The sequence below is a fragment of the Acinetobacter sp. CIP 64.2 genome, from assembly GCF_000369645.1.
GTDB lineage: Bacteria > Pseudomonadota > Gammaproteobacteria > Pseudomonadales > Moraxellaceae > Acinetobacter.
On the sequence record NZ_KB850122.1, the window covers coordinates 727,209 to 748,547 of the forward strand.

A 21,339-nucleotide genomic window follows, 5' to 3' on the forward strand; every position below is an offset into this window, starting at 1 on the left:
ATATGCGTCATTACACAGGTCTCGATAAACTTATTAATTCCTTTGATCAAGCTTTACGTAGTTTGGTACCTGGTGCGACCAGTGCACAACGCAGTAATCCTGCCAATGAAGAACCGTCACAACTGTGTGTCAGTGATGCCCGCCATGTTGCAGGTTTAATGCGCGTCAATCATAGTGGTGAAGTCTGCGCTCAAGCCCTTTATCACGGTCAGGCACTGACTGCAAAACTGCCACATGTACGTGAAGAAATGCAGCAAGCCGCAATTGAAGAACAAGACCATTTGGCATGGTGTGAAGATCGCTTAAAAGAACTAGATAGCCACACTAGTGTATTAAATCCAATTTGGTACGGGTTGTCTTATGGAATGGGTGCAATTGCAGGGATTGCAGGCGACAAATACAGCTTAGGCTTTGTCGCTGAAACCGAACGCCAAGTGAGTCAACATTTACAAGAACACATCCAGCAGCTCCCCGCTCATGATAACCGTTCACGTAAAATCCTGGAGCAGATGAATGAAGATGAGTTGCATCATCGTGACACGGCACTCAATGCAGGTGGCGTAGATTTGCCTGTACCTGTACGCATTACCATGACTGCCATTTCAAAACTGATGACCAAAACCAGTTATTATCTTTAAACTGTCCGAGGGAATTATTGTAAAATAATTCCCTTTGATTTTACACAACACAATCAAAATTAACGAAATACAATTTTGCCTTTATCAATTGAATAACGGTCATCCCAAAAACTTTGCGACTGCTTATTTAAATCAGTAAAAATGGTGTAATTAATTTTACCCTGCCTAAAAGTCAACCGATCCTTTTTATTGACCGCAATCACACGCGTGTCATTAACCCAGACTCGTTGTTGCTGGTCAATTCTAATGAATGCCAGTGCTGTTCCATCCGACCTTTCGGCAATCCACTGTGGTTGCTGAGTCGATAGGGTTGGCGGTGGTGTTTCTAGCGTTTGTTCAACAAATCCAGCGTTGCTATTTTCTTCTTTGCTTTTGCTAATATCACAACCCTGTGCTTCACTGACTTGTGTACAACCTGATTGTTCTAATTGTTGTCTATATTTGGCATCAATTGCATAGGCTGAGTTCATGCTGCCATAGAGCATAATCCCCAAGGCAATAAGTAACTTGGCTTGCATACAGAATTCCTCCCTTCATTATTTATTTGTTTCTTCACCATTTAAACATCCCTATACCATCAGGTATGTAACTCAAATGTGTGCACTAAAAACAAAAAATCCACGGCTGCAAGCATGGATTTTCTAAAATAAGCGTTATTACTTAAAGTTTTAATTCAAACCATGTTCTGCCTTAAAACGTTCCAGATTTCGGACAGCCTGTTGATAACGAGACTGTACCCAACTGCTATTGATACGTAGATCATATAAGCGTTTTTGATAATCATCCCGAACTTTATTCGAAAGATCTTTACGTTCCAACTCTTTTAAATAACGATTCATATCGCTTTGGGAGCGATTAAACTCTGAATCTGCCTGATAATATTCATTGGCAACTTGATAGTAACTACGTAAAGATTCACGCTTTTCGATTGGACACACATGAATATCGCCACGACCTTCCAAGGCTTCACTAAAAATATTTTCCGGTCGGCAGTAATAGCTCAAGCCTTTTTGATAACCTTGATCATACAGCTTTTGATTCGGCACAATATTGGCTTTTTGACAGGAAGAATAATATTTATCCAAGCGTGAATCATGCCCATTCGAGCCATCTTTTTCGCCCACATTGAACCAATTGGCTGTTTTACATTGCTCGACGCTCATGGCTGCACAACCCGAAAGTAAAATCGTCAACGTCGACAAAAGCAAAATCTTTTTCATGAAAATTCTTCCTAATTATTATGATATTACCCAGCGAAAACATTACATTGTAATGACAGGATAATCTGTACCTTGGAAATGAGCTAAATCTGCATGCTGCCACAAATCATATAAAGGAATTTTGACATCCAAAGCTAATGGTAACTTTTTTGGATTAAATTGCATATGCTCTAAAGTTTCACCCCATGCAATCACATCAACATCCAAACTGATCTGATGTGATGGACGAACTCGACCAGATTGTGCTTCTAGTTTTTTCAGAATTTCAGTCATTTCAGCAAGACTGCATCGACTTTTTAATAAGCAGGCTGAATTCCAATAATCGGCACCAATTCCATCCCGACATGGGATTTCATAAATTGGCGAAAACTCCACTACACCCAAACTTGCGATTTGTTGATAAGCAAAAGTGAAATTTTGTTGTTGCTGGAGATTACTCGCCAGTGCGAGCGCAAAAATTGTTTCTGTTGCGTTCAAGGCGAATTCCTACTGCATTGGCTTGTGCAATGATGGCGGGTTTGCGAATGGTGATACTGATCGATTCAATCGAAGGAAAGGTAGTAAATAGACATTCAAGCACCAATTGTGCAGCGTGCTCAATCAGCTTAGGTTGGGCTTGTTGAATCACTTGAGCTGCAAGCTCGCAGATTTGCGCATAGTTGAGCGTATCGTTTAGCTCATCTGATTGTGCAGCTTGCATTAGATCATTATGAATAGTGAGATCTAGCATTAAAGGTTGAATAATTTGGCGTTCCCAGCTGAAACAACCAACCACGGTATCAACCTTCAACCCTTCAATTATAATGGCATCCATAATGACCTAATGAACCGATAAATAAATTAATGCTTTAAAAACGAAGCAGGTTCAATATTGTGAACCATTTTTAAACGTTGGTCAGCATAAATATCGGTATATGGTGCGAGAACACGCATGAAACGATCAAAATATAGCATTTGCTTGAATAACAAAGCGAAGTCACGCGGGAATTTAATACCGTGACGCTCACCTACTGCCACCATATCCATCATGATGTCATTTAAATCTGCTGGATTAGAACTAAGAATTTCTTGTGGATCTGCCAGTAAGACCCCACTAAACAAGCGCTCTAAATCATCAGCCAAGATTTGAGTATCAATTTTCTGATGGGTCATGCCCATTTTCAGCATGTTCTCAGCCATGGCAATGTAATTGGTTTGCTGTAATGCATCCATAAATGCCATACACGCAGTCCAAACCTCAGGTTTTAATTGACCGACAATACCAAAATCAATAAAACCGATACGACCATCTTCTAGCAGCATCAAATTGCCTGCGTGTAAATCGGCATGGAAACTCTTGCACAGCATTAAACTGCCAAACCAAGTGTTCATGGCCGTAATCAAGACCTGAGTTGGGTCTTTGGCATATTGTTTGACCACATCAAAGTCAGTCAATGATACCCCATACAAACGCTGCATGGTGAGTACACGGCGCGTTGAAAACTGGTGATAAACTTTCGGTGCCGTTGCCGCTTGATTACCTGAAACATTCAAATATTGAATAAAGTCATCCAGATTCTGAGCTTCTTCAATAAAATCAACTTCACGCACCATACGTGTTTTGATCTCATCTACAATTTCAGAAAGTGATGCAAACTTGATTTTTGGAACAGCTCTTTCAAGTAGCTTTGTTGCCCAATGCACCACATTCAAGTCGGTATAAAGAATAGTTTCAACACCTGGCTTTTGCACCTTTAAAACCACATCTTCGCCCGTGACCAATCGAGCGGCATGCACTTGTGCAATTGAAGCCGAAGCCAAAGGCTTTTCATCAATAAAACTAAAAATTTCATTGAGGTTGCGCCCTTCAAACTCTTCTGCCAAAACTTTTTGGATATAGCTAAATGGTAAGGTTGGCGTTTGATCTAAACAGCCTTGGAATTCCTGAACGTATTCACGTGGGAATAAAGACGGCGTACTGGCAATAAATTGACCCAGTTTAATATAAGTCGAACCAAGCGACTCAAAGGTCTCACGCATAAGTTTGGCGTTGCTTGGTTTTTCAGTTGCATACTTCACACCTGCTTGTGCTGCAACCACCACTGTTTCACCAATACGTGCAACAGAGCGTAATCCATCGAATAAAATATTTCTTTTCATAATCTTTCTTGCCTCACAGATGGCATTAGTTTAGCAAATTTTGCTCAATTTACCGATCAAGTTGCCTGACAAACTGGACAATTTATATCTTTTTCAAATTTAAGAATACGTTGCGTTAAATTTAAGCCATTCCAAAGCAATAGTTTTTGCTTGAGTGGAGTCAAACCTAAGCCTAAAAATAGCAATGTGTGATGTGCTTGTAATGACGCTATCATTACAGGAGTGGTGGCTAATACGCCTGACTCCGCACAGCGCAGCCCTTCATTGGCATGATCTTCTTTCGGAAACAGGCATTCATAACAGGCTGAATCAGCATCTACCATAAACATCTGCCCTTCAAAACCTATTGCTGACGCACTAATCAGAGGCACTTGATGTTTTCTACATACTGCATTAACCAGATAACGAGTTGTAAAATTATCACAACCATCTAAGACTAGATCTTGATGCTGTACGAGTTCATCAGCATTCGTTTCATTAAATCGTATATTTTGATAACTGACCTGTATATGCGGATTAATGTCTTGTAGATGCTTTGCCAATATTTCTGCTTTGTATCGACCTAAATCATTTGTCGTAAAGGCAATTTGTCTTTGTAGATTACTTATTTCAATCATGTCGGCATCGACAATGGTAATTTTACCTACACCTGCACGTGCCAACAGCTCGGCACTGGTACAGCCGATTCCACCTGCGCCGATAATCAACACATTGGTGAGTTTTAGTTTTTCTTGTGCTTCGATATCCCAACCATCTAATAAAATCTGACGACTATAGAGATGCATTTCCTCATTGCTTAGCTCAAATTCGTTTTCTAAATGGTCTGACACGTGACTTGCTTCTTTATCATCAAGGGTATTGCTGATTTTAAGTCGATGTCTGCTTGGAGGAAAGTAATAAATTGGAACCAGCTCTGTTTTCTTTTGACAAAAAGCTATTTTTACCCCAATATTTTTCTTACTCTTTAACAGCTTAATAAAATCAATAAGTTACTATATCAGTTAGAAACTTTGGGTAATGATGCTTTTTTAAGTATAACTTGATGTTTTGGCTGATATTATTTTTATTATTTTATAGTTCATGACGGCATACGTCATTTAGAAAAGCATATAGTTCATCTCGATCACAAGGATCCAGTTCATGACGGCATACGTCATTTAGAAAAGCATATAGTTCATCTCGATCACAAGGATCCAGTTCATGACGGCATACGTCATTTAGAAAAACTGACGGGCCATTTCAAAGATTACCTCTCAGTTCATGACGGCATACGTCATTTAGAAATTCTCATGAAGACAATGAGGTTGATATTGATGGTTCATGACGGCATACGTCATTTAGAAATCACTTGCAACGTGCAACGGTAATCAAGGAGGGTTCATGACGGTATACGTCATTTAAATTAATTTACTAATCGGAGATAAGATTTAAATTGAAAACCACGATGTATCAAAGCGTTTAAAGAAATAGGAAATCGAATTCTGGCAGTTTGTAATACTTGAAGAACCCATGTTTTTTCAGCTAAAAATTCAAATAAAATTTTATCATTACATATCCTCGGGCCAGTAAAGATATCTGTCTGATAAGCCTGTCCTATGCATAATGACTCCAACAATATATTTTTATCCAGGTCGACTAATGCCAAAGTTAAATTTTCCTCGAAGATACAATCCTGGCTAAGGAAAAGAAGATAGCAGTGAGAATATACACAGACCACACCTTCTAACACTTTACCCTCAACCATAACCCCTGTCTTTTTCCCCTTAACCAAGACTTCAGACAGAGGCAAACTCTTATCTGTCATATCTTGGATCAATGCTAAACCAATATAATCAGCTACATACATATTCAACCTTACCTAAATAAAATTATGACTGATTATATTTCCATCTATTACTTTTGCTCTACTTCCGATCATGCATCATTTCATAAGACTGCGCTCTCAACAAATCCTCTTTGCTGCCAAAGGATTGATTACGCAACTGATTAATCGACTGCTGCTTACTGGCATCCGTGGCGTCACTCTTTAAAATCTGATCACGTGCGGCCAAGTAGCCATTGACCTGTGTTTGCCACCCTGCTTCTTCTTGATCGACCTTTTCCAAACGATCTGCCGCTTCTGGCCCTAATAAACTTTCACGCATATTCCGAAGCTCTTGTGCAGAACCACCCTTTTCCCGTACTTCTTGAGTTAATTGCTGCAATTCAGAAAATTGCATCGAAACCCGAACGCCATCGGCCAGTGTACTCGGAAGCTGATCAATCAATTTCGCCAATTCAGCTGCCTTTTGCTGAGCGGTCAGGGTTTTATTGGCATGGATACGCATTTGATCAATATTGAACTGATTCAGGTTACGTTCATTACCAAATAAGGCATTAATCTCAGCCGCATTAAAAAACTGCTGCTGTACTTTATACATCTGATCAATCACTTTCTGATACCCATCAATATCGCCCGTCTTAAAGTTGCCCGTTGGTTTTATATTTTTTAAGGCATGACTATAGGCTACATATTGATCTAACAGATAACTGGCATAACTCGAAGCTGTGTCAGGTAAAGTCGCAGTAATGTACTGTCGGATATCAGCAACCAATTCTGGTTCGGTTTTCTCACCTAAACTGGAAAAGAAATAATCGAAACAACTGCGAATACCAACCGTTAAAATTAATTTACCATTGGCATCGACCTGAATTGGACAATCAATTTCTGTACCGCGCAATGAAGCAGCCAATTCTGGCATTTTGCCTTTTTGATTATTTTGCGCGTTGGCTTCTAAGCCATTACCTATAAGCTGTGATTGAGCCTGTTGGTTTGGCTCATGCGGTGTATTTTGAGCATCTGGTCTAAATATCCAATAGATTAAAGCCAACAAGAGCAATAAACATACAATCAAAACTAAACTGATGGTTTTATTATTCAAAAATTTACCGTTCATAATCCCTTGCTCTATTTATCATTCTTTCTTTGTTTGAACCGTTAAAAATGAAAGGAGCAACGGATTGCTCCTTTCATTAATGAATTACAAACCTAGATTTTTCAGACGATTTGCCTGAGTCCGATAAGGGGTGACCGGATTTTGTAAGAATCCAACCAAACCGAGGATTTGATTGACTTCATCCAAATGGTTAAATGCATAATTGTCACGGATTACCGTACCCAAATGGCTCGAACAACGCGGTACCAAGCCATCATTTTCTCCAGAAATCAGTAACGATGTTGCAGTTAATGCATAGTCCATTGGGTCTAATGCATTGGTAAATGGACTGGTTCCACTCCACGAATAATAACGCACACCATTCACCAGTTCAGTACCTGAACCACATGCTGTAGTTGGTACAGCTGCGGGGAAACGTTGGTTAAAATTGGCTGAACCACTGGTGGTTAATGAGTTTAAACCTGCAATCGCATCTTGATCATAATAATGCCCTGAACCAATCCCCACTAATGAGAAGAAGGCATTAACCCCTGCTGAGATCACAGGTGCTAAGACTGGACCCGCAGGTGATTTAACCACTGAGTCGACGACATCTGCCACATCTGAACCTTTAGTTGGACCACCAACTGCTGTGACTGATGCAATTTTATTCGGCAACAAGCTGGCAACATAACGAACCGATTGAGAGCCATGACTATGGCCAATTAAATTAATTTTCTCTGCACCAGTAATCGCCAACACCTGCTTTGCCTGTAGCAATAGTTGCTCACCGCGTACTTCCGAAGAATTAAACGAAGCTTGCTGTGCAACGAAGACATTCGCACCATTACCAACCAAGTCTTCAGTAATCCCATTCCAGTATTGCAAAGGACCTACCGCAGAGAAACCGGCCATCCCATGCGCCAATAAAATTGGATACTTGGTTTTCGCATAACTTGATGTAACACTGGTGCTACCGCCGATTGAACAAGAGTTCACATTACAGTTTTGCCATGATGCCTTGGGTGCAAAAAAATCAAACAAACCTGCGTGTACCACAGATCCGCTGCTCACCACCATGCCTGCCATCAACGCCATGACATTTAAATATTTTTTCTTCACGTTTTTGCTCCTAGCATTTTTCATTTTTATTACAGAGATTTAGTCTTTTTCTTCGTATCTGGAATCATTCCGAGCATACAAACGACTGGCAAAAATCATACTCCTTCAAACTTTTATGTGATTTTTAGACTAAAACAATTTGTGCCAAAATCATAACAATTCGCGCCAAAATTATGATTGATCGAAAAGATTCCGATGAATGCACATTTTCAAATTATCTTGACTGTTTAAGTTCAAACGATCAGCTGGATTAAAAATCGGGTACTGTCACATTTGCAGTTTTAATCGTGCCTGTAAACGTTGGGAAATTGGTTAAAATTTTGCGGAAGTTTGTGTAACAATGACAGAGTACTCCCACCTTTTGGATGTTGTATGCGCCACTCGGAAATAAAGGCTGTTGAACTTTCCAAAGCCTATCGCTTATTAAATCACGGCCCAACGGTTTTGGTTTCTGCTCAACACGGACAAGAATGCAATGTCATGGCAGCAGCTTGGGCCTGTGCTTTGGAATTAACACCTGCAAAAGTCACTGTAGTCTTAGATAAAAGCACCAAAACCCGTCAACTGGTTGAGCAAAGTGGTTATTTTGCCTTGCAAGTTCCCTGCTATGCACAGATTGATCTAGTGCATCAACTCGGAACGATCAGTCAGTTTGAGCATCCAAACAAATTAGAAGAATGCAAAACCGAATTGTTTTATCAAGATGATTTCCCCGTGCCACTAGTGGCAGGCAGTCTGGCTTGGCTAGTCTGTAAAGTGATTCCAGAACCACACAATCAACAAGCGCACGACTTATTTATCGGTTCCGTAGTCGGTGCTTGGGCGGATTCACGCGTATTTCGCGATGGACATTGGCACTTTCAAGATGCCAGTAAAGCGTTGCGCAGCCTACATTACATTGCAGGTGGGACATTCTATTTGATTGGTGATGAAGTTAAGGCCAAATAGTCTTTGATATAAGGCAAAGCCAAACAAGCTTTGTCTCTTTTATTGATCATTGACTTTCATCAACTCACTATACATAAGATCTAAAAACTGCTGCTGTTCTTGAATATTTTTAAAGTAACGTTGATAAAGACCACTACAGCTTTGCACATCAGCAATGTTGGCTTTGTTAAATGACCAATCCTTTCGATCTTTGATGCTGATTCCTAGATCATCATTACAACGCTGCCATAACTGAGAAAATCTGGTTCGTTTATTTGCATCCAATTTTTTAAAGTCGGCATGTACAGAATAGCCGCGCATAGCTGAATTAAAGAACTGAGAAATCATGGTGACCGGTACACCGCCCCAATCAATGCTTTGACCAATCGGCAACCGAATATCGGTCAGTTTATTTTCTGACATGATCTCAGGCTGCTTACCTTGTTTGAAGTACTGTTCCTCATAAATCAAGGTTGTTCCTGCTGGAACATAGATCTTTTTAACCAACATCGGTTGCTGTGTCACATAGTATGGATAATTCGGGCTTGAATTGCCACCTGTCGGGTTCATATTGCCGACACAGCCTGTTAAGGTCAATGCCAATGTTATGGATAAAAAAATCATGGGTTGCATCGGTCTATTCCTTCTTGTTGAATCATTTTTATTATTTTTCGACCTTAAATCGAAATTGCTCTAGAAACAATATCCAATAGCGTAAACACCAAAGTATAAAAAACCGTTATGAAATGCTCTCCACAACGGCGTTTGCATAAAAGCTTAACTTATTTCGGCGCCATACGAATCGCACCATCTAAACGGATCACTTCACCATTGAGATAGGAGTTTTCAGCAATATGTGCCACTAAACGCGCAAACTCTTCTGGGCGACCTAAACGCGATGGATAAGGCACCATTTGTCCCAAGGCATCTTGCACATTTTGAGGCAAGCCTTTCAACATTGGCGTTTCCATAATCCCAGGGGCAATGGTCATGACACGAATCGCATGGCGAGCTAGTTCCCGCGCAATCGGTAGCGTCATTGCCACCACTGCACCTTTTGATGCTGAATAGGCCGCTTGTCCAATTTGGCCGTCAAAAGCAGCAACCGAAGCAGTATTCACAATCACGCCTCGATCTTCATCACCTTCTGCAACAGTATTTTTACTCATGGCGTCTGCTGCAAAACGCAGCATATTAAAAGTCCCCGTTACATTGATCTGTAAAGTTTTAGAGAACATCGCCAAATCATGTACGCCGTCTTTACCCACTACTTTTGCAGAAGGGCCAATGCCGGCACAATTGATCAGGCCATATATGCTGCCATGTTTCGCCAACATATCTTTAAAGAACTGCTCTGCCGCAGCTTCATCCGTCACATCTAGTTTTACAAATTCTGCTGCTGCCCCCAAGGCTTGCGCTTGTTGTTCTCCAGCATCGACATTCATATCGACCAATGTGACCGAAGCACCCTTTTCAACCAAGTATTCCGCTGTTGCTGCACCTAAACCTGAACCGCCACCTGTAATAACAAAATGTTTTCCCTGAATTTTCATTTACGTTTCCTATCAAATTAAAGATATAAATTTTTATCACTAAGCCTAAAGGCAACTTTTTTCCGATACAATTTCAAAAAGTAGCAAATTTAATGCAACTTTTGAGCATTCAATCTAATTACTCTCCTGTATTTTATTGATATATGAATAAAAACCTAAACTTTGATCTTAATTCAGCTAAGGACACCATTTCAAATGCTTTGCTTCGTGAAGCGTTGAGTGTCGCCGCAAGTCGTGGTTTAAATATTGTCAATATCGCCAATCGTGCAGGCATTTCAGCAGAATTACTAACCTCATCCAAAGCCCGTGTGCCCGTGACGCAATGTGCGCAGTTATGGGTCGAACTTGCAGAAAGCATGAATGATGAGTTTTTGGGCATGGATCGCCATCCCATGCGCCGAGGCAGTTATCGTCTATTGGCAAAATTAGCCTTCAATGCTGAAACCTTAGAGCAAGCCATTCAGGAGATTTTAAAATTCCTGAGTCTGGTGCTCGATGATATTCACGGTGAATTGGTACAACGCGGTTCCAAAGCCTATCTGATCTTGCACGATCGTGAGCATCCCAAACGGATGTTCACTTATTCTACCTATCTAATGCTGGTGCATAGTTTGATGTGCTGGTTGAGTGATCAGCGTATTGGCTTTCATAAAATGAGCTTTAGATGTCATTCTCCAGTCGAACTACAGGATTATCGGGTGCGCTTTTGCGAAGATATTCAATTTAATGCCGACCAGAATCAGATTGAGTTTGATGCCCATTATCTCAAGCATAAAATCAAAAAAGACAAACAGGCGCTCAATGATTTTCTAAGAAAAACCCCTTATAACCTGATTGTACGCTTTAAGAATGAGAACTCGTTAAGCTTACAAATTCGTCGCCAATTGCTGTTACAACCACCATCACAGTGGGATGAATTGAAAGAGATTGCACAACAACTCAATATGTCAACTGCCACCATTCAGCGTCGCTTAAAGCAGGAAGGTGTCAGTTATCAGCAACTTAAAAATGACATTCGCTGTGATATTGCGATTGAACGATTGTGCAAAAGTAATGATTCAATTCAAAATATCAGTGATGATCTGCATTTCCATGACCCAAGTGCGTTCCATCGCGCCTTTAAGAAATGGACAGGACTCAGTCCAGGCAGCTATCGTAAATCTTCACCATATAAAAAGGAACTTTTGGATCGCTCAGAACGCTCAAAGGAGTAAATGATGTATTTACCAGAAATATTTGAAGAAACAGATCTTGAGAAACTCTATCAATTGATTCAGGACTATCCTTTTGCGACTTTAATGAGCCATAGTGCTGAAGGCATAGAAGCCAATCATTTGCCCTTTCATTTATTGCGTGATGAGCAAAGCCAGACAGCGACACTGGTTGCACATATTGCCAAGAATAATCCGTTGCATACGCAAATTAAAAACGACACTGAAGTTCTTATTATTTTTCAGGGTGAGCAAGCTTATATTTCACCAAACTGGTATCCGAGCAAGCAGCAACACCATCAACATGTACCAACATGGAACTATCAAGTGGTTCATGTCAAAGGTCGCATTTATTTCTTACATGATGAAAAAGCCCTACGTGGCATTTTGGCTAAACTGACACGGGTTCATGAAGCCAAACAAGCAACGCCATGGAAAATGTCGGATGCACCAAGTGAGTATATTGCTCGGGAACTGCAAGGGATTGTTGGCATTGAAATTCAGATTTCGCACATTACAGGCAAGTTTAAGCTGAGCCAAAATCGAGATAAAGAAGATGCCTTAGGGGTTGTAAATGGACTGCAACAACAAGGTGACAACCGATTAGCCGATGCAGTACAGCAATATATTGAAGATTAAACGGGCTTTCGTCCTAGACTTACACGATCATTGCCGCCATAGTCCTGAATGGTCTTGATCTGCTCAAAACCTTGTTGCTCAAAAATATCTCGTACTGCTTGGCCTTGGTCATAGCCATGTTCAAGCACAATCCAGCCATTCGGTTTAAGCCAATTCTTGCCTTGGGTGATAATGATCTCAATATCCGCCATGCCTTGCTTATCAGCCGTCAAGGCACGCTCAGGTTCGGACTGGAGCTTTTGCATATGCACATCTTCAGGATCAATATACGGCGGATTCGACACAATCAGATCAAACCGTTGCTGTTCTAAAGCATCAAACCAAGCCCCACAGGCAAATTTCACCTGCATCAGCCCGTGTCGAACAGCATTGTCCTGAGCCACATCTAAAGTCGGGGCATAAATATCTGTTGCAGTCACTTGCCATTGAGCACGTTCACTTGCAAGCGCCAAAGCAATCGCACCTGTGCCCGTACCTAAATCGACAATATTGGCCTTTGCATCAAGTGGCAGTTTTAATACTGTTTCAACCAGAATTTCAGTATCTGGACGCGGCACCAAAGTGTCATGAGTGACTTTTAAATCGAGCGTCCAAAAGGGTTGTGAACCTGTGACATAGGCCAAAGGTTCACCTTGTTCGATACGAGCCAGACCATCCAGATAAGCCTGCTCCTGCATTTCGGTCAACTCTTGCTCAAGTCTTAATTTGAGTTCTAAACTATTTACACCCAAAAGATGTTCGAGTAACCATGCCGCCTCCTGACGTTCATAGCTATCAATTTCACCTTTGATTTCTAAGGCTTGAGCAATATTCATTAGCCGCCATTTTCCTGTGCAAGCATTGCCAACTGATCCGCCTGATATTCACGATGCAAGCTGTCCAGCAATTCTGTTAAATCACCTTCCATAATCGCATCTAACTTATATAAAGTCAGGTTGATACGATGGTCAGTCATACGACCTTGTGGATAGTTATAGGTACGGATACGCTCTGAACGGTCACCAGAACCGACCAAGTCACGGCGCATTTCTGAAGTTGCTGCATCAGCGGCTGCACGTTTGGCATTTTCTAAACGCGAGACCAACAACGCCATCGCTTTGGCTTTATTCTTATGTTGCGAACGTTCTTCCTGACATTCCACTACCACACCCGAAGGAATATGGGTAATACGTACCGCTGAATCAGTTTTGTTAATGTGCTGACCGCCTGCGCCGGATGCACGATAGGTATCAATACGTAAATCGGCTGGATTGATTTCGACTGTAGTATCTACATCGACTTCAGGCAGAATCGCAACAGTACAAGCCGAAGTATGTACACGACCTTGGGATTCAGTTGCAGGTACACGTTGTACACGATGGGCGCCACTTTCAAATTTCAAACGGCCATAGACGCCTTCACCATCAATACGGCAAATGATTTCTTTATAACCACCATGCTCGCCTTCATTTTCAGAAAGCACTTCAATACGCCAACCTTGTGTTTCAGCGTATTTGCTATACATACGGAATAAATCGCCTGAGAAGATCGCCGCCTCATCACCGCCCGTTCCAGCACGCACTTCAAGATAGGCTGCATTGGCATCATTTGGATCTTTCGGAATCATCAGAACATTTAATTGCTCTTCAAGTGCAACCAAAAGTGCTTTATTTTCTTTAATTTCTTCTTCTGCCATATCTTTGAAATCAGGATCTGATTTCATCGTTTCAGCAGTTTCGATATCTTCTTCAGCTTGACGATATTTGCTCCAAACTTCAGTGATTTCAGTTAAATCATTGTGTTCGCGAGACAGTTTACGAAAACGTTTATTGTCCGAAATTACTTCTACATCTGCAAGTAATGCAGTCAGCTCTTCGTGACGATCACAAAGTTGATCGAGTCTTAAACGGAGTGATGCTTTCATGGGCGGAATATCTCAAAATCTAAAGACTCAGTGCCGATGAAGCACGAGCAAAATCAAAAAATTGCGCATAGTTTACAGACTCCACCGCTTAAAAGACATAGAGAATCAGGGGAACTTACTATTCCTCACCCATTTCATCACAAATTGTTCAGTTTTAGTTTTCATTGCTTGTTCTCTGATCAACCCTTATATATAAATAATGAAGGACAAATAGAAAGATAAAACAATAGGATAATTTATGAATAATTTTATAAACCGCCCCACTTCAGCCTTTATCGCTGCAAGCTGGGTAGCCTTACTTGCAGGTGGCGTTGGCTTTATGATCGGTCTATGGAATACCAATATGCCATTGCATGAAAAAGGTTATTACCTCGTCATCTTACTCTATGGACTGTTTTCCGCCGCATCGTTACAGAAAACAGTGCGTGATCAACTGGAAGAGATTCCCGTCACGGCGATTTACTATGGCTTATGTTGGGCTTCAATGGCCCTATGCATCGGACTACTTTTAATAAGCTTATGGAATGCCGAACTCAGTATGAGCGAAAAAGGCTTTTACATCATGTCATTTCTATTAAGTCTGTTTGGTGTAGTGGCAACCCAAAAGAATATTCGTGACTTAAACTATCTACGCCTGCAAGCCGAACTCAATCCACGTCAGCCCAAACTCGAAGAACAAACAATAAAAGATGAACCATTAAATTAATCAAAAAATAAATGGAACCTTAAAATAAGGTTTCATTGTTTTTGTGCAGTTATTGACTATCTTGTTGTTTAATCGAACTTAACTCGCATTTTGCGCTATTTTAAGAAACAAAACACTACAATCCAGACACCAAAGAGTAATAATTCAGAAAAGCTTCTCCATACTTTCATACTCAAATTTTGTTACATTTGCAGCCATGAAAAAGAGGTCCGATGAATTGCGGACACGGAGTCAAAAATGAAATTAAATACTTGGTTATGTGCTGCTATTTTTGCAAGCTCATCATTGGTTACTGCTGCTCATGCTGATAATGCAACCCGTGTTGCTGCAACATCTGCACTTGGTAGTGTGGTTGGTACTGCAGTAGGTAAAGAAATCGGTGGTAATAACGGTGCAATGATTGGCTCTGCTTTGGGTGGCGCTGGTGGTGCAGCGGCAGCAAGTAGCAAACGTACCCGTACTGAAGCTGCTATTGGCGGTGGTCTAGGTGGTGTCGGTGGTTATACTGTTGGTAAAAACATCGGTGGTAGCACGGGTGGTTATATCGGTGCTGCAGCTGGCGCAGCGGGTGGTTCTGCTCTAGGCCGTAAAGTCGGTCAAGACCGTTATTATGACAATCAGCAATCTAAAAAATACAAGAAAAAAAGAAAGCATCGTCATCACTAATTTAAAAAGCACCTTCGGGTGCTTTTTTATTGCTTCAGTCTTTCCTAAACACCGATAAAATCCTGAGCAAAACACTAGGTTGAATCCATGTTCTGAACTTTAATAAAATAATTCCCTATTTTTTATATGCCTTTTATGCTGTATTATGAATACTGAATTACTCTCTCCTGCCGGTTCCCTTAAAAATATGCGTTATGCCTTTGCTTATGGGGCCGATGCTGTCTATGCAGGCCAACCACGTTATAGCTTACGCGTCCGTAACAATGAATTTGACCATGACAATTTAAAAATCGGAATTGATGAAGCCCATGCCTTAGGCAAAAAGTTTTATGTGGTGGTGAATATCCAGCCGCATAACAGCAAACTGAAAAACTTTATCCGCGATATTGAACCGATTATTGCCATGCAACCCGATGCGCTGATTATGTCTGATCCCGGTTTGATTATGTTGGTACGTGAACATTTTCCTGAGATGCAGATTCATCTCTCGGTACAAGCCAATGCTATTAACTGGGCCACGGTAAAATTCTGGCAAGACTATGGTCTAAGTCGGGTGATCTTGTCACGAGAACTCTCACTAGAAGAAATTACAGAAATCCAGAACCATGTCCCAGAAATTGAACTGGAAGTATTTGTGCATGGTGCCTTATGTATGGCCTATTCAGGCCGTTGTCTGTTATCAGGCTATATGAATAAACGCGATGCCAATCAAGGCGCCTGTACCAATGCCTGTCGTTGGGATTATAAAATCCACGCAGCACAAGAAGATGCCAATGGTGACGTGATTCCAGTTCAGCAAATCGCTACTCATCAGCAGTGTTGCTCACAGCCATCAAAAACGACGGATGCTGCGCAAATTGTTTTGGTGCAGCGTAATGATGAAGAGATGTTTGCCGCCGAAGAAGATGAGCATGGCACTTATTTTATGAACTCCAAAGACTTACGCGCGGTGCAACATGTAAATCGTCTAACTCAGATCGGTGTGGCCTCGCTCAAGATTGAAGGTCGAACCAAATCTTATTTTTATTGTGCCCGTACGGCACAGATTTATCGCAAAGCCATTGATGATGCACTCGCAGGCAAAGTGTTTGATCCAAGTCTCATGACCCAACTGGAAGGTTTGGCCAATCGTGGTTATACCGAAGGCTTCTTGCGCCGCCATGTGCATAGCGATTATCAAAATTATACCGATGGTTCATCGCATTTTGACTATCAACAATTTTGCGGTGAAGTGATTGGACGCAATGGTGACCATATCCGCATTGAGGTAAAGAACCGCTTTGTGGTTGGTGATTCACTTGAGTTAATGACACCCAAAGGCAATCTCCACTTTCACTTGGAACAGATGCGTGATCTTAAAGGCAATGCCATTAAAAATGCCAAGGGTTCAGGCCATATCGTGGAAATTCCATTTTCCCCAGACATCGATATTGAATATGCACTGTTGATTCGCAATCTGCCTCACGCCACAACTGGGTTACAATCTGCGGCTTTGGCCTATTCGGCAGATTAAGATGGCACTCATCATTACCAGTGCATGTATCAATTGCGATATGTGTTTGCCTGAATGCCCCAATCAAGCGATTAATGAAGGTGCAAAAGTCTATGAAATCGACCCACAACGTTGCACTGAATGCATCGGTTTCTACACAGCACCCACCTGCCTTGCTGTCTGTCCCATCGATTGTATTCAGCCTGATCCAGCATGGGTGGAAGCTCCTGATCAATTGCTGATTAAATTCAATAATCTGAATCTATTCAAACATTAAAGACTTCATCACAGATAGGCACAAACCCGTGAAAGGTATGGAAAAGTGCCTATCCCACCCTCAACGCAAAACAACTCATCATGATTTGACCCTTTAAGCTCAGTACTGGCATCAAACTTGCTAATGAGTATTACGTTTTATTCAATTAGTATTACTACGGGTGTGCGCCTATGCATCATTCAGTACTGTCGAAAAGGAAGAAGCTTTACTTAAGTTTGGGATCTTTTCTGATTCCCATCCTGATCTGGAGCTGTGTCAGTTACTTACCTTTTATCTGGCATCCACAAGTTCAAATTACCAATGCAGGCTCAGCCACTTATCTACAGGCAGGCACCCGAATAGATAAGCAAGCTTATTATGCTGAGGCTCAAGATGCAGTCAATCAAGGTAAAACACCGCCTACAGGTATTCTGGTCAATCCAATTTATTTGCCTGCCCCTCATCAAGTGGCGAAAGCGCTTTTCACTTCATTTACCACGCCCCCGCAACAGGCTGATGCGCCGTGGTTACATCAAAGCCTGTGGCACAGTATCAAGATTGTATTTACGGCGTTTTTTATCTCTTCATTAATCGGTGTGCCGTTGGGCATCCTGTGTGGTTTTTCCAATACCATCTCTAAGCTGACTGAACCCTTTGTCGAGTTCTTTCGCTACCTGCCAGCACCTGCCTTTGGGGCATTGGCAGTGGCGATTTTAGGCATTAATGATGCCCCGAAAATTGCCATTATTGTGATTGGTACTTTATTTCAACAAATTCTGATCATTGCCAATACCACTCGCATGGTTGATCGCGGTTTGGTTGAAGCAGGTTATACCCTAGGCACGAATAAGCTTAAAAGCCTGTTTCATGTGGTGATTCCTGCTGCACTGCCTGACATTTATCGAGATCAACGGGTGTTGCTCGGTTGGGCATGGACCTATCTGATTGTGTCGGAACTGATTGGTGCCACCTCAGGAATTACCTGGTTCATTACTCAACAAGCACGCTATCAAAACTTTGACAATGTTTATGCCGCCATCCTGATTATTGGGGTGATTGGACTGTTGTGTGATTTGATTTTAATGAAACTGGGCACATACCTATTTAAATGGAAAAAGGGAGTATAAATATGACGGATAATTTTGATGCCAAAGCCTATTTTGAGCATATTTATACACGTCCCGTGATGTTGGAAACCAAGCAACTGACGCAGATTTTTCAGCATGGCACATCTGAACGCACGGTGCTGAACCAAATTGATTTACGTATTCATAAACGTGAGTTTGTCTGTGTGATTGGCCCTTCAGGCTGTGGAAAATCCACCTTAAGCCGTGTGGTTGCAGGCCTAGATGACTATCATAGCGGTGAGGTTCTGGTTGAAGGACAAAAGATTAAAGGCCCGAGTTCAGAACGTGGCATGGTGTTTCAAGGCTATACTTTATTTCCATGGAAAACTGTCAAAGAAAATGTGATGTTTGGCCCCTTGATGAAAGGCATCAGTCAAACCCGTGCCGAAGAAATGGCACGTGAATGGATCAATATTATTGGTCTAGAAAAATATGAAAATCAGTTTCCACATGAACTTTCTGGTGGGATGAAACAGCGTGTCGCTATTGCCCGAGCTTTAGTCAATGAACCCAAAATTTTACTCATGGATGAACCTTTTGGTGCACTCGATCCCTACACCCGACAAAAAATGCAAAAGCATTTGATGGACTTATGGCAAAACATTGATATCACCATTTTATTTGTCACGCATGACATGGATGAAGCTATTTTACTGGCAGATCGTATTGTGGCCTTAAAAGCCAATCCGGGCGAGATCAAAGAGATTATTGAGGTGAATTTACCGCGTCCACGGACAATTGAGCTGGTGCATTCGCCTGAATTTAAACAACTACGGGAACGGGTTGATCTGTTGGTACATCACCAAGAGGAACAACTCGACCCTGCACTACAGGATTTACCTAAAATTCCACGTATGACTCAAATGAGTACACAGAAATAAAATAGCGTTTGGGACGACCCAATCTGCTTCATTTATTGCTGGACGACCAGCCAATGGTGAATCTCATGAACCATGATTATGTGTTGCCCTTAATTGATATTTCACTCCTCAACAGTGCGAGTTTAGAAGATCGCAAACAGGTGGTGAAGCAACTTGATCAAGCCTGTAAGGAGGTTGGCTTCTTATACATTCAAGGGGAACAATTTCAGCCCGAACTGTTCGATCAGTTAAAACAAACCGCACTGCACTATTTTAGCCAAGACCAAGCCACTAAAATGCAGCATTATATTGGTCTTTCCGAAAATCATAGTGGTTATGTACCAATCGGTGAAGAACAATTCAAAGCCAATATCTATGATTTAAAAGAATCCTATGACATCAATTATGACTATCTCGGTGAGCTGCATCGTCGTCCTTTACTCGGCCCAACGCTATGGCCAGAGGATGCAATCTTTAAGCAAAGCGTCCTAAATTATTATCAACATATCAAAGCCATCGGCAATCAGCTATTTAAAGCTTTTGCTTTGGCACTTGAGCTGAATGAAGATTTTTTTGAACCACATTTAAAGCATGCACCGAGCCAATTGAGACTGATTCATTATCCTTATAATCCTGAGGCACACGATCAATCGGGCATTGGTGCACATACCGACTATGAATGTTTTACCCTGTTATTTCCAACGGCGGAAGGTTTACAGGTTCTGAATAAACAAGGTGAATGGATCGATATTCCCTTAATTGAAAACACCATGGTAATGAATATTGGCGATATGATGGAGATCTTGTCCAATGGTCGTTATCTGGCAACCAAGCATCGTGTGAAACGCGTACAGCAAGAACGTTATTCTTTTCCGCTGTTCTTCTCCTGTGATTATGACTATCTGATTCAGCCACTGATTCCCAATGAAGCGCCGTTATATCCACCAATCAAAGGCGGTGAGCATCTATTCAATCAGACGGCTCAAACCTTTATGTACCTCAAGCAACGGATTGAGTCGGGTGAACTGGTACTTGTAAATGCCCGTCCACTGTACTCCTTTGGTTTAAATGAACAAGGAGCAAGTGAATGAATCTAATCAACTTACTCGCGCAACTGGAGCCAACCCCAATTGATGATCACTTGCCCTTACCCCGCTATTTACTGGGATGTTTTAGACGCAAAAGTATCAGCTTCTTTAATGGTATGACCGATGAAAAAACCATTGTGTATTGGTTTCAGTCCAAATCTTTCAGCATTGACCTACGACTGATCGATGCCAATCAAACCACAGTACATGATCGACAAGGATGGATTGGCGATACTCTATGGGATTCAGATCGCGAATTACTCTCTTGGCAGGTTCATCAAAACTATCAGAATCATATTCAATGGCCTGAACCTGCTAAGCTTTACCCAATAGGCAACAGTATTTTAGAGTTTTCACCTTCCCATGCCTATGTAGAAGATTGGCGGCAACAGGCTCAACAGGGCTTACTGCTCGGTTTACGCCTCTTTCAGATGCAACATATCGCAACACAACAGATGATAGCTATAGATGGCGGCTTGATGATCAGCGGTCAGCACATGGCTTATGCACAATCACGCCTTCCCCAACAACAAAATCAACTGAAAAATGGTTCAATTGATCATCCTGAAAATGATCCTGAAGTGATCGAAAGCTATGAAGTCTCAGTTGCTTTAAATGGTTCTTCTATTGATTTTAGTACAATCAGTAGTCGTTTGCAGCAATCGATTTCACTCGATGATTTTGAAATAGAAGATGCCAATACCCTGACCCAACTGAAACAGATTGAAGGTGAACTGTATCGACTTTATTTTCATCTGGATATCTATCAACCTGATTTTGTATTTAGTACCACAACCGCAACCACCACGGATACACAGCAATGGCTGGCTGCTGAACAAAAGCATTTATTAAAAAATGCCACACGAACTTACTAATC

25 protein-coding genes are annotated in these 21,339 nt (G+C 41.4%); 12 read left to right on the top strand and 13 right to left on the bottom strand.

Annotated elements, in window-relative coordinates:
- The first annotated feature begins 2 nt into the window (after positions 1–2).
- Complete coding sequence (coq7, locus tag F895_RS07675) at positions 3–638, top strand: 2-polyprenyl-3-methyl-6-methoxy-1,4-benzoquinone monooxygenase (protein WP_005241965.1); 636 nt, start codon at positions 3–5, stop codon at positions 636–638.
- A gap of 59 nt (positions 639–697) precedes the next feature.
- Here coq7 and F895_RS07670 read toward each other — a convergent pair whose 3' ends face one another.
- The 9 genes from F895_RS07670 to F895_RS07630 all read right to left on the bottom strand — a co-directional run bounded on the left by F895_RS07670 (position 698) and on the right by F895_RS07630 (position 8,034).
- Positions 698–1,156, bottom strand: a complete 459-nt coding sequence (locus tag F895_RS07670) for a hypothetical protein (RefSeq protein WP_005241966.1) — start codon at positions 1,154–1,156, stop codon at positions 698–700.
- 150 nt (positions 1,157–1,306) lie between these two features.
- Complete coding sequence (locus F895_RS07665) at positions 1,307–1,858, bottom strand: DUF2799 domain-containing protein (protein WP_005241967.1); 552 nt, start codon at positions 1,856–1,858, stop codon at positions 1,307–1,309.
- Positions 1,859–1,900: 42 nt separating this feature from the next.
- The gene (locus F895_RS07660) at positions 1,901–2,335 is read right to left on the bottom strand and encodes a 2-amino-4-hydroxy-6-hydroxymethyldihydropteridine diphosphokinase (RefSeq protein WP_005241968.1); all 435 of its coding nucleotides are present in this window, start codon (positions 2,333–2,335) and stop codon (positions 1,901–1,903) included.
- On the bottom strand, positions 2,292–2,672 hold the full coding sequence (gene folB, locus F895_RS07655) for a dihydroneopterin aldolase (RefSeq protein WP_005241969.1): 381 nt from the start codon (positions 2,670–2,672) through the stop codon (positions 2,292–2,294). Before folB ends, F895_RS07660 begins: the two co-directional genes overlap by 44 nt.
- 26 nt (positions 2,673–2,698) lie before the next feature.
- On the bottom strand, positions 2,699–3,997 hold the full coding sequence (locus F895_RS07650; RefSeq protein WP_005241970.1) for an ABC1 kinase family protein: 1,299 nt from the start codon (positions 3,995–3,997) through the stop codon (positions 2,699–2,701).
- A gap of 56 nt (positions 3,998–4,053) precedes the next feature.
- The gene (locus tag F895_RS07645; RefSeq protein WP_010589845.1) at positions 4,054–4,782 is read right to left on the bottom strand and encodes a HesA/MoeB/ThiF family protein; all 729 of its coding nucleotides are present in this window, start codon (positions 4,780–4,782) and stop codon (positions 4,054–4,056) included.
- Positions 4,783–5,399: 617 nt separating this feature from the next.
- Positions 5,400–5,843: a hypothetical protein gene (locus F895_RS20475; RefSeq protein WP_005241972.1), complete on the bottom strand. Its 444-nt coding sequence runs from the start codon at positions 5,841–5,843 to the stop codon at positions 5,400–5,402.
- Positions 5,844–5,901: 58 nt separating this feature from the next.
- On the bottom strand, positions 5,902–6,933 hold the full coding sequence (locus F895_RS07635) for a lipase secretion chaperone (protein ID WP_005241973.1): 1,032 nt from the start codon (positions 6,931–6,933) through the stop codon (positions 5,902–5,904).
- A gap of 84 nt (positions 6,934–7,017) precedes the next feature.
- Positions 7,018–8,034 carry a lipase family alpha/beta hydrolase gene (locus F895_RS07630; RefSeq protein WP_005241974.1) on the bottom strand — a complete coding sequence of 339 codons (1,017 nt, stop codon included), beginning with the start codon at positions 8,032–8,034 and terminating at the stop codon, positions 7,018–7,020.
- Between the two features lie 372 nt (positions 8,035–8,406).
- Between F895_RS07630 and F895_RS07625 the strand changes: the two genes are divergently transcribed.
- A complete protein-coding gene (locus F895_RS07625) occupies positions 8,407–8,982 on the top strand; it encodes a flavin reductase family protein (protein ID WP_005241975.1) in 576 nt (191 codons plus the stop codon).
- A gap of 39 nt (positions 8,983–9,021) precedes the next feature.
- Here F895_RS07625 and F895_RS07620 read toward each other — a convergent pair whose 3' ends face one another.
- Together F895_RS07620 and F895_RS07615 are read right to left on the bottom strand one after the other, a co-directional pair.
- Entirely contained in the window at positions 9,022–9,594 is a 573-nt protein-coding gene (locus tag F895_RS07620; RefSeq protein WP_005241976.1) for a hypothetical protein, read from the bottom strand.
- A 149-nt stretch (positions 9,595–9,743) separates the two neighbouring features.
- On the bottom strand, positions 9,744–10,514 hold the full coding sequence (locus F895_RS07615) for an SDR family NAD(P)-dependent oxidoreductase (protein WP_005241977.1): 771 nt from the start codon (positions 10,512–10,514) through the stop codon (positions 9,744–9,746).
- 143 nt (positions 10,515–10,657) lie between these two features.
- Here F895_RS07615 and F895_RS07610 point away from each other — a divergent pair, with 143 nt between their 5' ends.
- A complete protein-coding gene (locus F895_RS07610) occupies positions 10,658–11,728 on the top strand; it encodes an AraC family transcriptional regulator (protein ID WP_005241978.1) in 1,071 nt (356 codons plus the stop codon).
- Positions 11,729–11,731: 3 nt separating this feature from the next.
- Positions 11,732–12,364 (top strand): FMN-binding negative transcriptional regulator, encoded by a 633-nt coding sequence (locus tag F895_RS07605; RefSeq protein WP_005241979.1) that lies wholly within the window; start codon positions 11,732–11,734, stop codon positions 12,362–12,364.
- Here the strand turns inward: F895_RS07605 and prmC are convergent.
- Together prmC and prfA are read right to left on the bottom strand one after the other, a co-directional pair.
- Complete coding sequence (gene prmC, locus F895_RS07600; RefSeq protein ID WP_005241980.1) at positions 12,361–13,179, bottom strand: peptide chain release factor N(5)-glutamine methyltransferase; 819 nt, start codon at positions 13,177–13,179, stop codon at positions 12,361–12,363. The genes F895_RS07605 and prmC overlap by 4 nt on opposite strands.
- Positions 13,179–14,267, bottom strand: a complete 1,089-nt coding sequence (prfA, locus tag F895_RS07595; RefSeq protein ID WP_005212840.1) for a peptide chain release factor 1 — start codon at positions 14,265–14,267, stop codon at positions 13,179–13,181. Before prfA ends, prmC begins: the two co-directional genes overlap by 1 nt.
- Positions 14,268–14,505: 238 nt before the next feature.
- Here prfA and yiaA point away from each other — a divergent pair, with 238 nt between their 5' ends.
- The 8 genes from yiaA (at position 14,506) to F895_RS07555 (ending at position 21,337) form a co-directional block, all read left to right on the top strand.
- Positions 14,506–14,973 (top strand): inner membrane protein YiaA, encoded by a 468-nt coding sequence (yiaA, locus tag F895_RS07590; RefSeq protein ID WP_005241981.1) that lies wholly within the window; start codon positions 14,506–14,508, stop codon positions 14,971–14,973.
- Between the two features lie 237 nt (positions 14,974–15,210).
- Positions 15,211–15,639, top strand: a complete 429-nt coding sequence (locus F895_RS07585; RefSeq protein WP_005241982.1) for a hypothetical protein — start codon at positions 15,211–15,213, stop codon at positions 15,637–15,639.
- Positions 15,640–15,784: 145 nt separating this feature from the next.
- On the top strand, positions 15,785–17,152 hold the full coding sequence (gene yegQ / locus F895_RS07580; protein WP_005241983.1) for a prephenate-dependent tRNA uridine(34) hydroxylase TrhP: 1,368 nt from the start codon (positions 15,785–15,787) through the stop codon (positions 17,150–17,152).
- 1 nt (position 17,153) lies between these two features.
- A complete protein-coding gene (locus tag F895_RS07575) occupies positions 17,154–17,408 on the top strand; it encodes a YfhL family 4Fe-4S dicluster ferredoxin (protein WP_005241984.1) in 255 nt (84 codons plus the stop codon).
- 170 nt (positions 17,409–17,578) lie between these two features.
- Positions 17,579–18,514, top strand: a complete 936-nt coding sequence (locus F895_RS07570) for an ABC transporter permease (protein WP_005241986.1) — start codon at positions 17,579–17,581, stop codon at positions 18,512–18,514.
- A gap of 2 nt (positions 18,515–18,516) precedes the next feature.
- Complete coding sequence (locus F895_RS07565) at positions 18,517–19,395, top strand: ABC transporter ATP-binding protein (RefSeq protein ID WP_005241987.1); 879 nt, start codon at positions 18,517–18,519, stop codon at positions 19,393–19,395.
- 53 nt (positions 19,396–19,448) lie between these two features.
- The gene (locus F895_RS07560; protein WP_005241988.1) at positions 19,449–20,465 is read left to right on the top strand and encodes an isopenicillin N synthase family dioxygenase; all 1,017 of its coding nucleotides are present in this window, start codon (positions 19,449–19,451) and stop codon (positions 20,463–20,465) included.
- Entirely contained in the window at positions 20,462–21,337 is an 876-nt protein-coding gene (locus tag F895_RS07555) for a hypothetical protein (RefSeq protein ID WP_005241989.1), read from the top strand. Before F895_RS07560 ends, F895_RS07555 begins: the two co-directional genes overlap by 4 nt.
- The last annotated feature ends 2 nt before the right edge of the window (positions 21,338–21,339 follow it).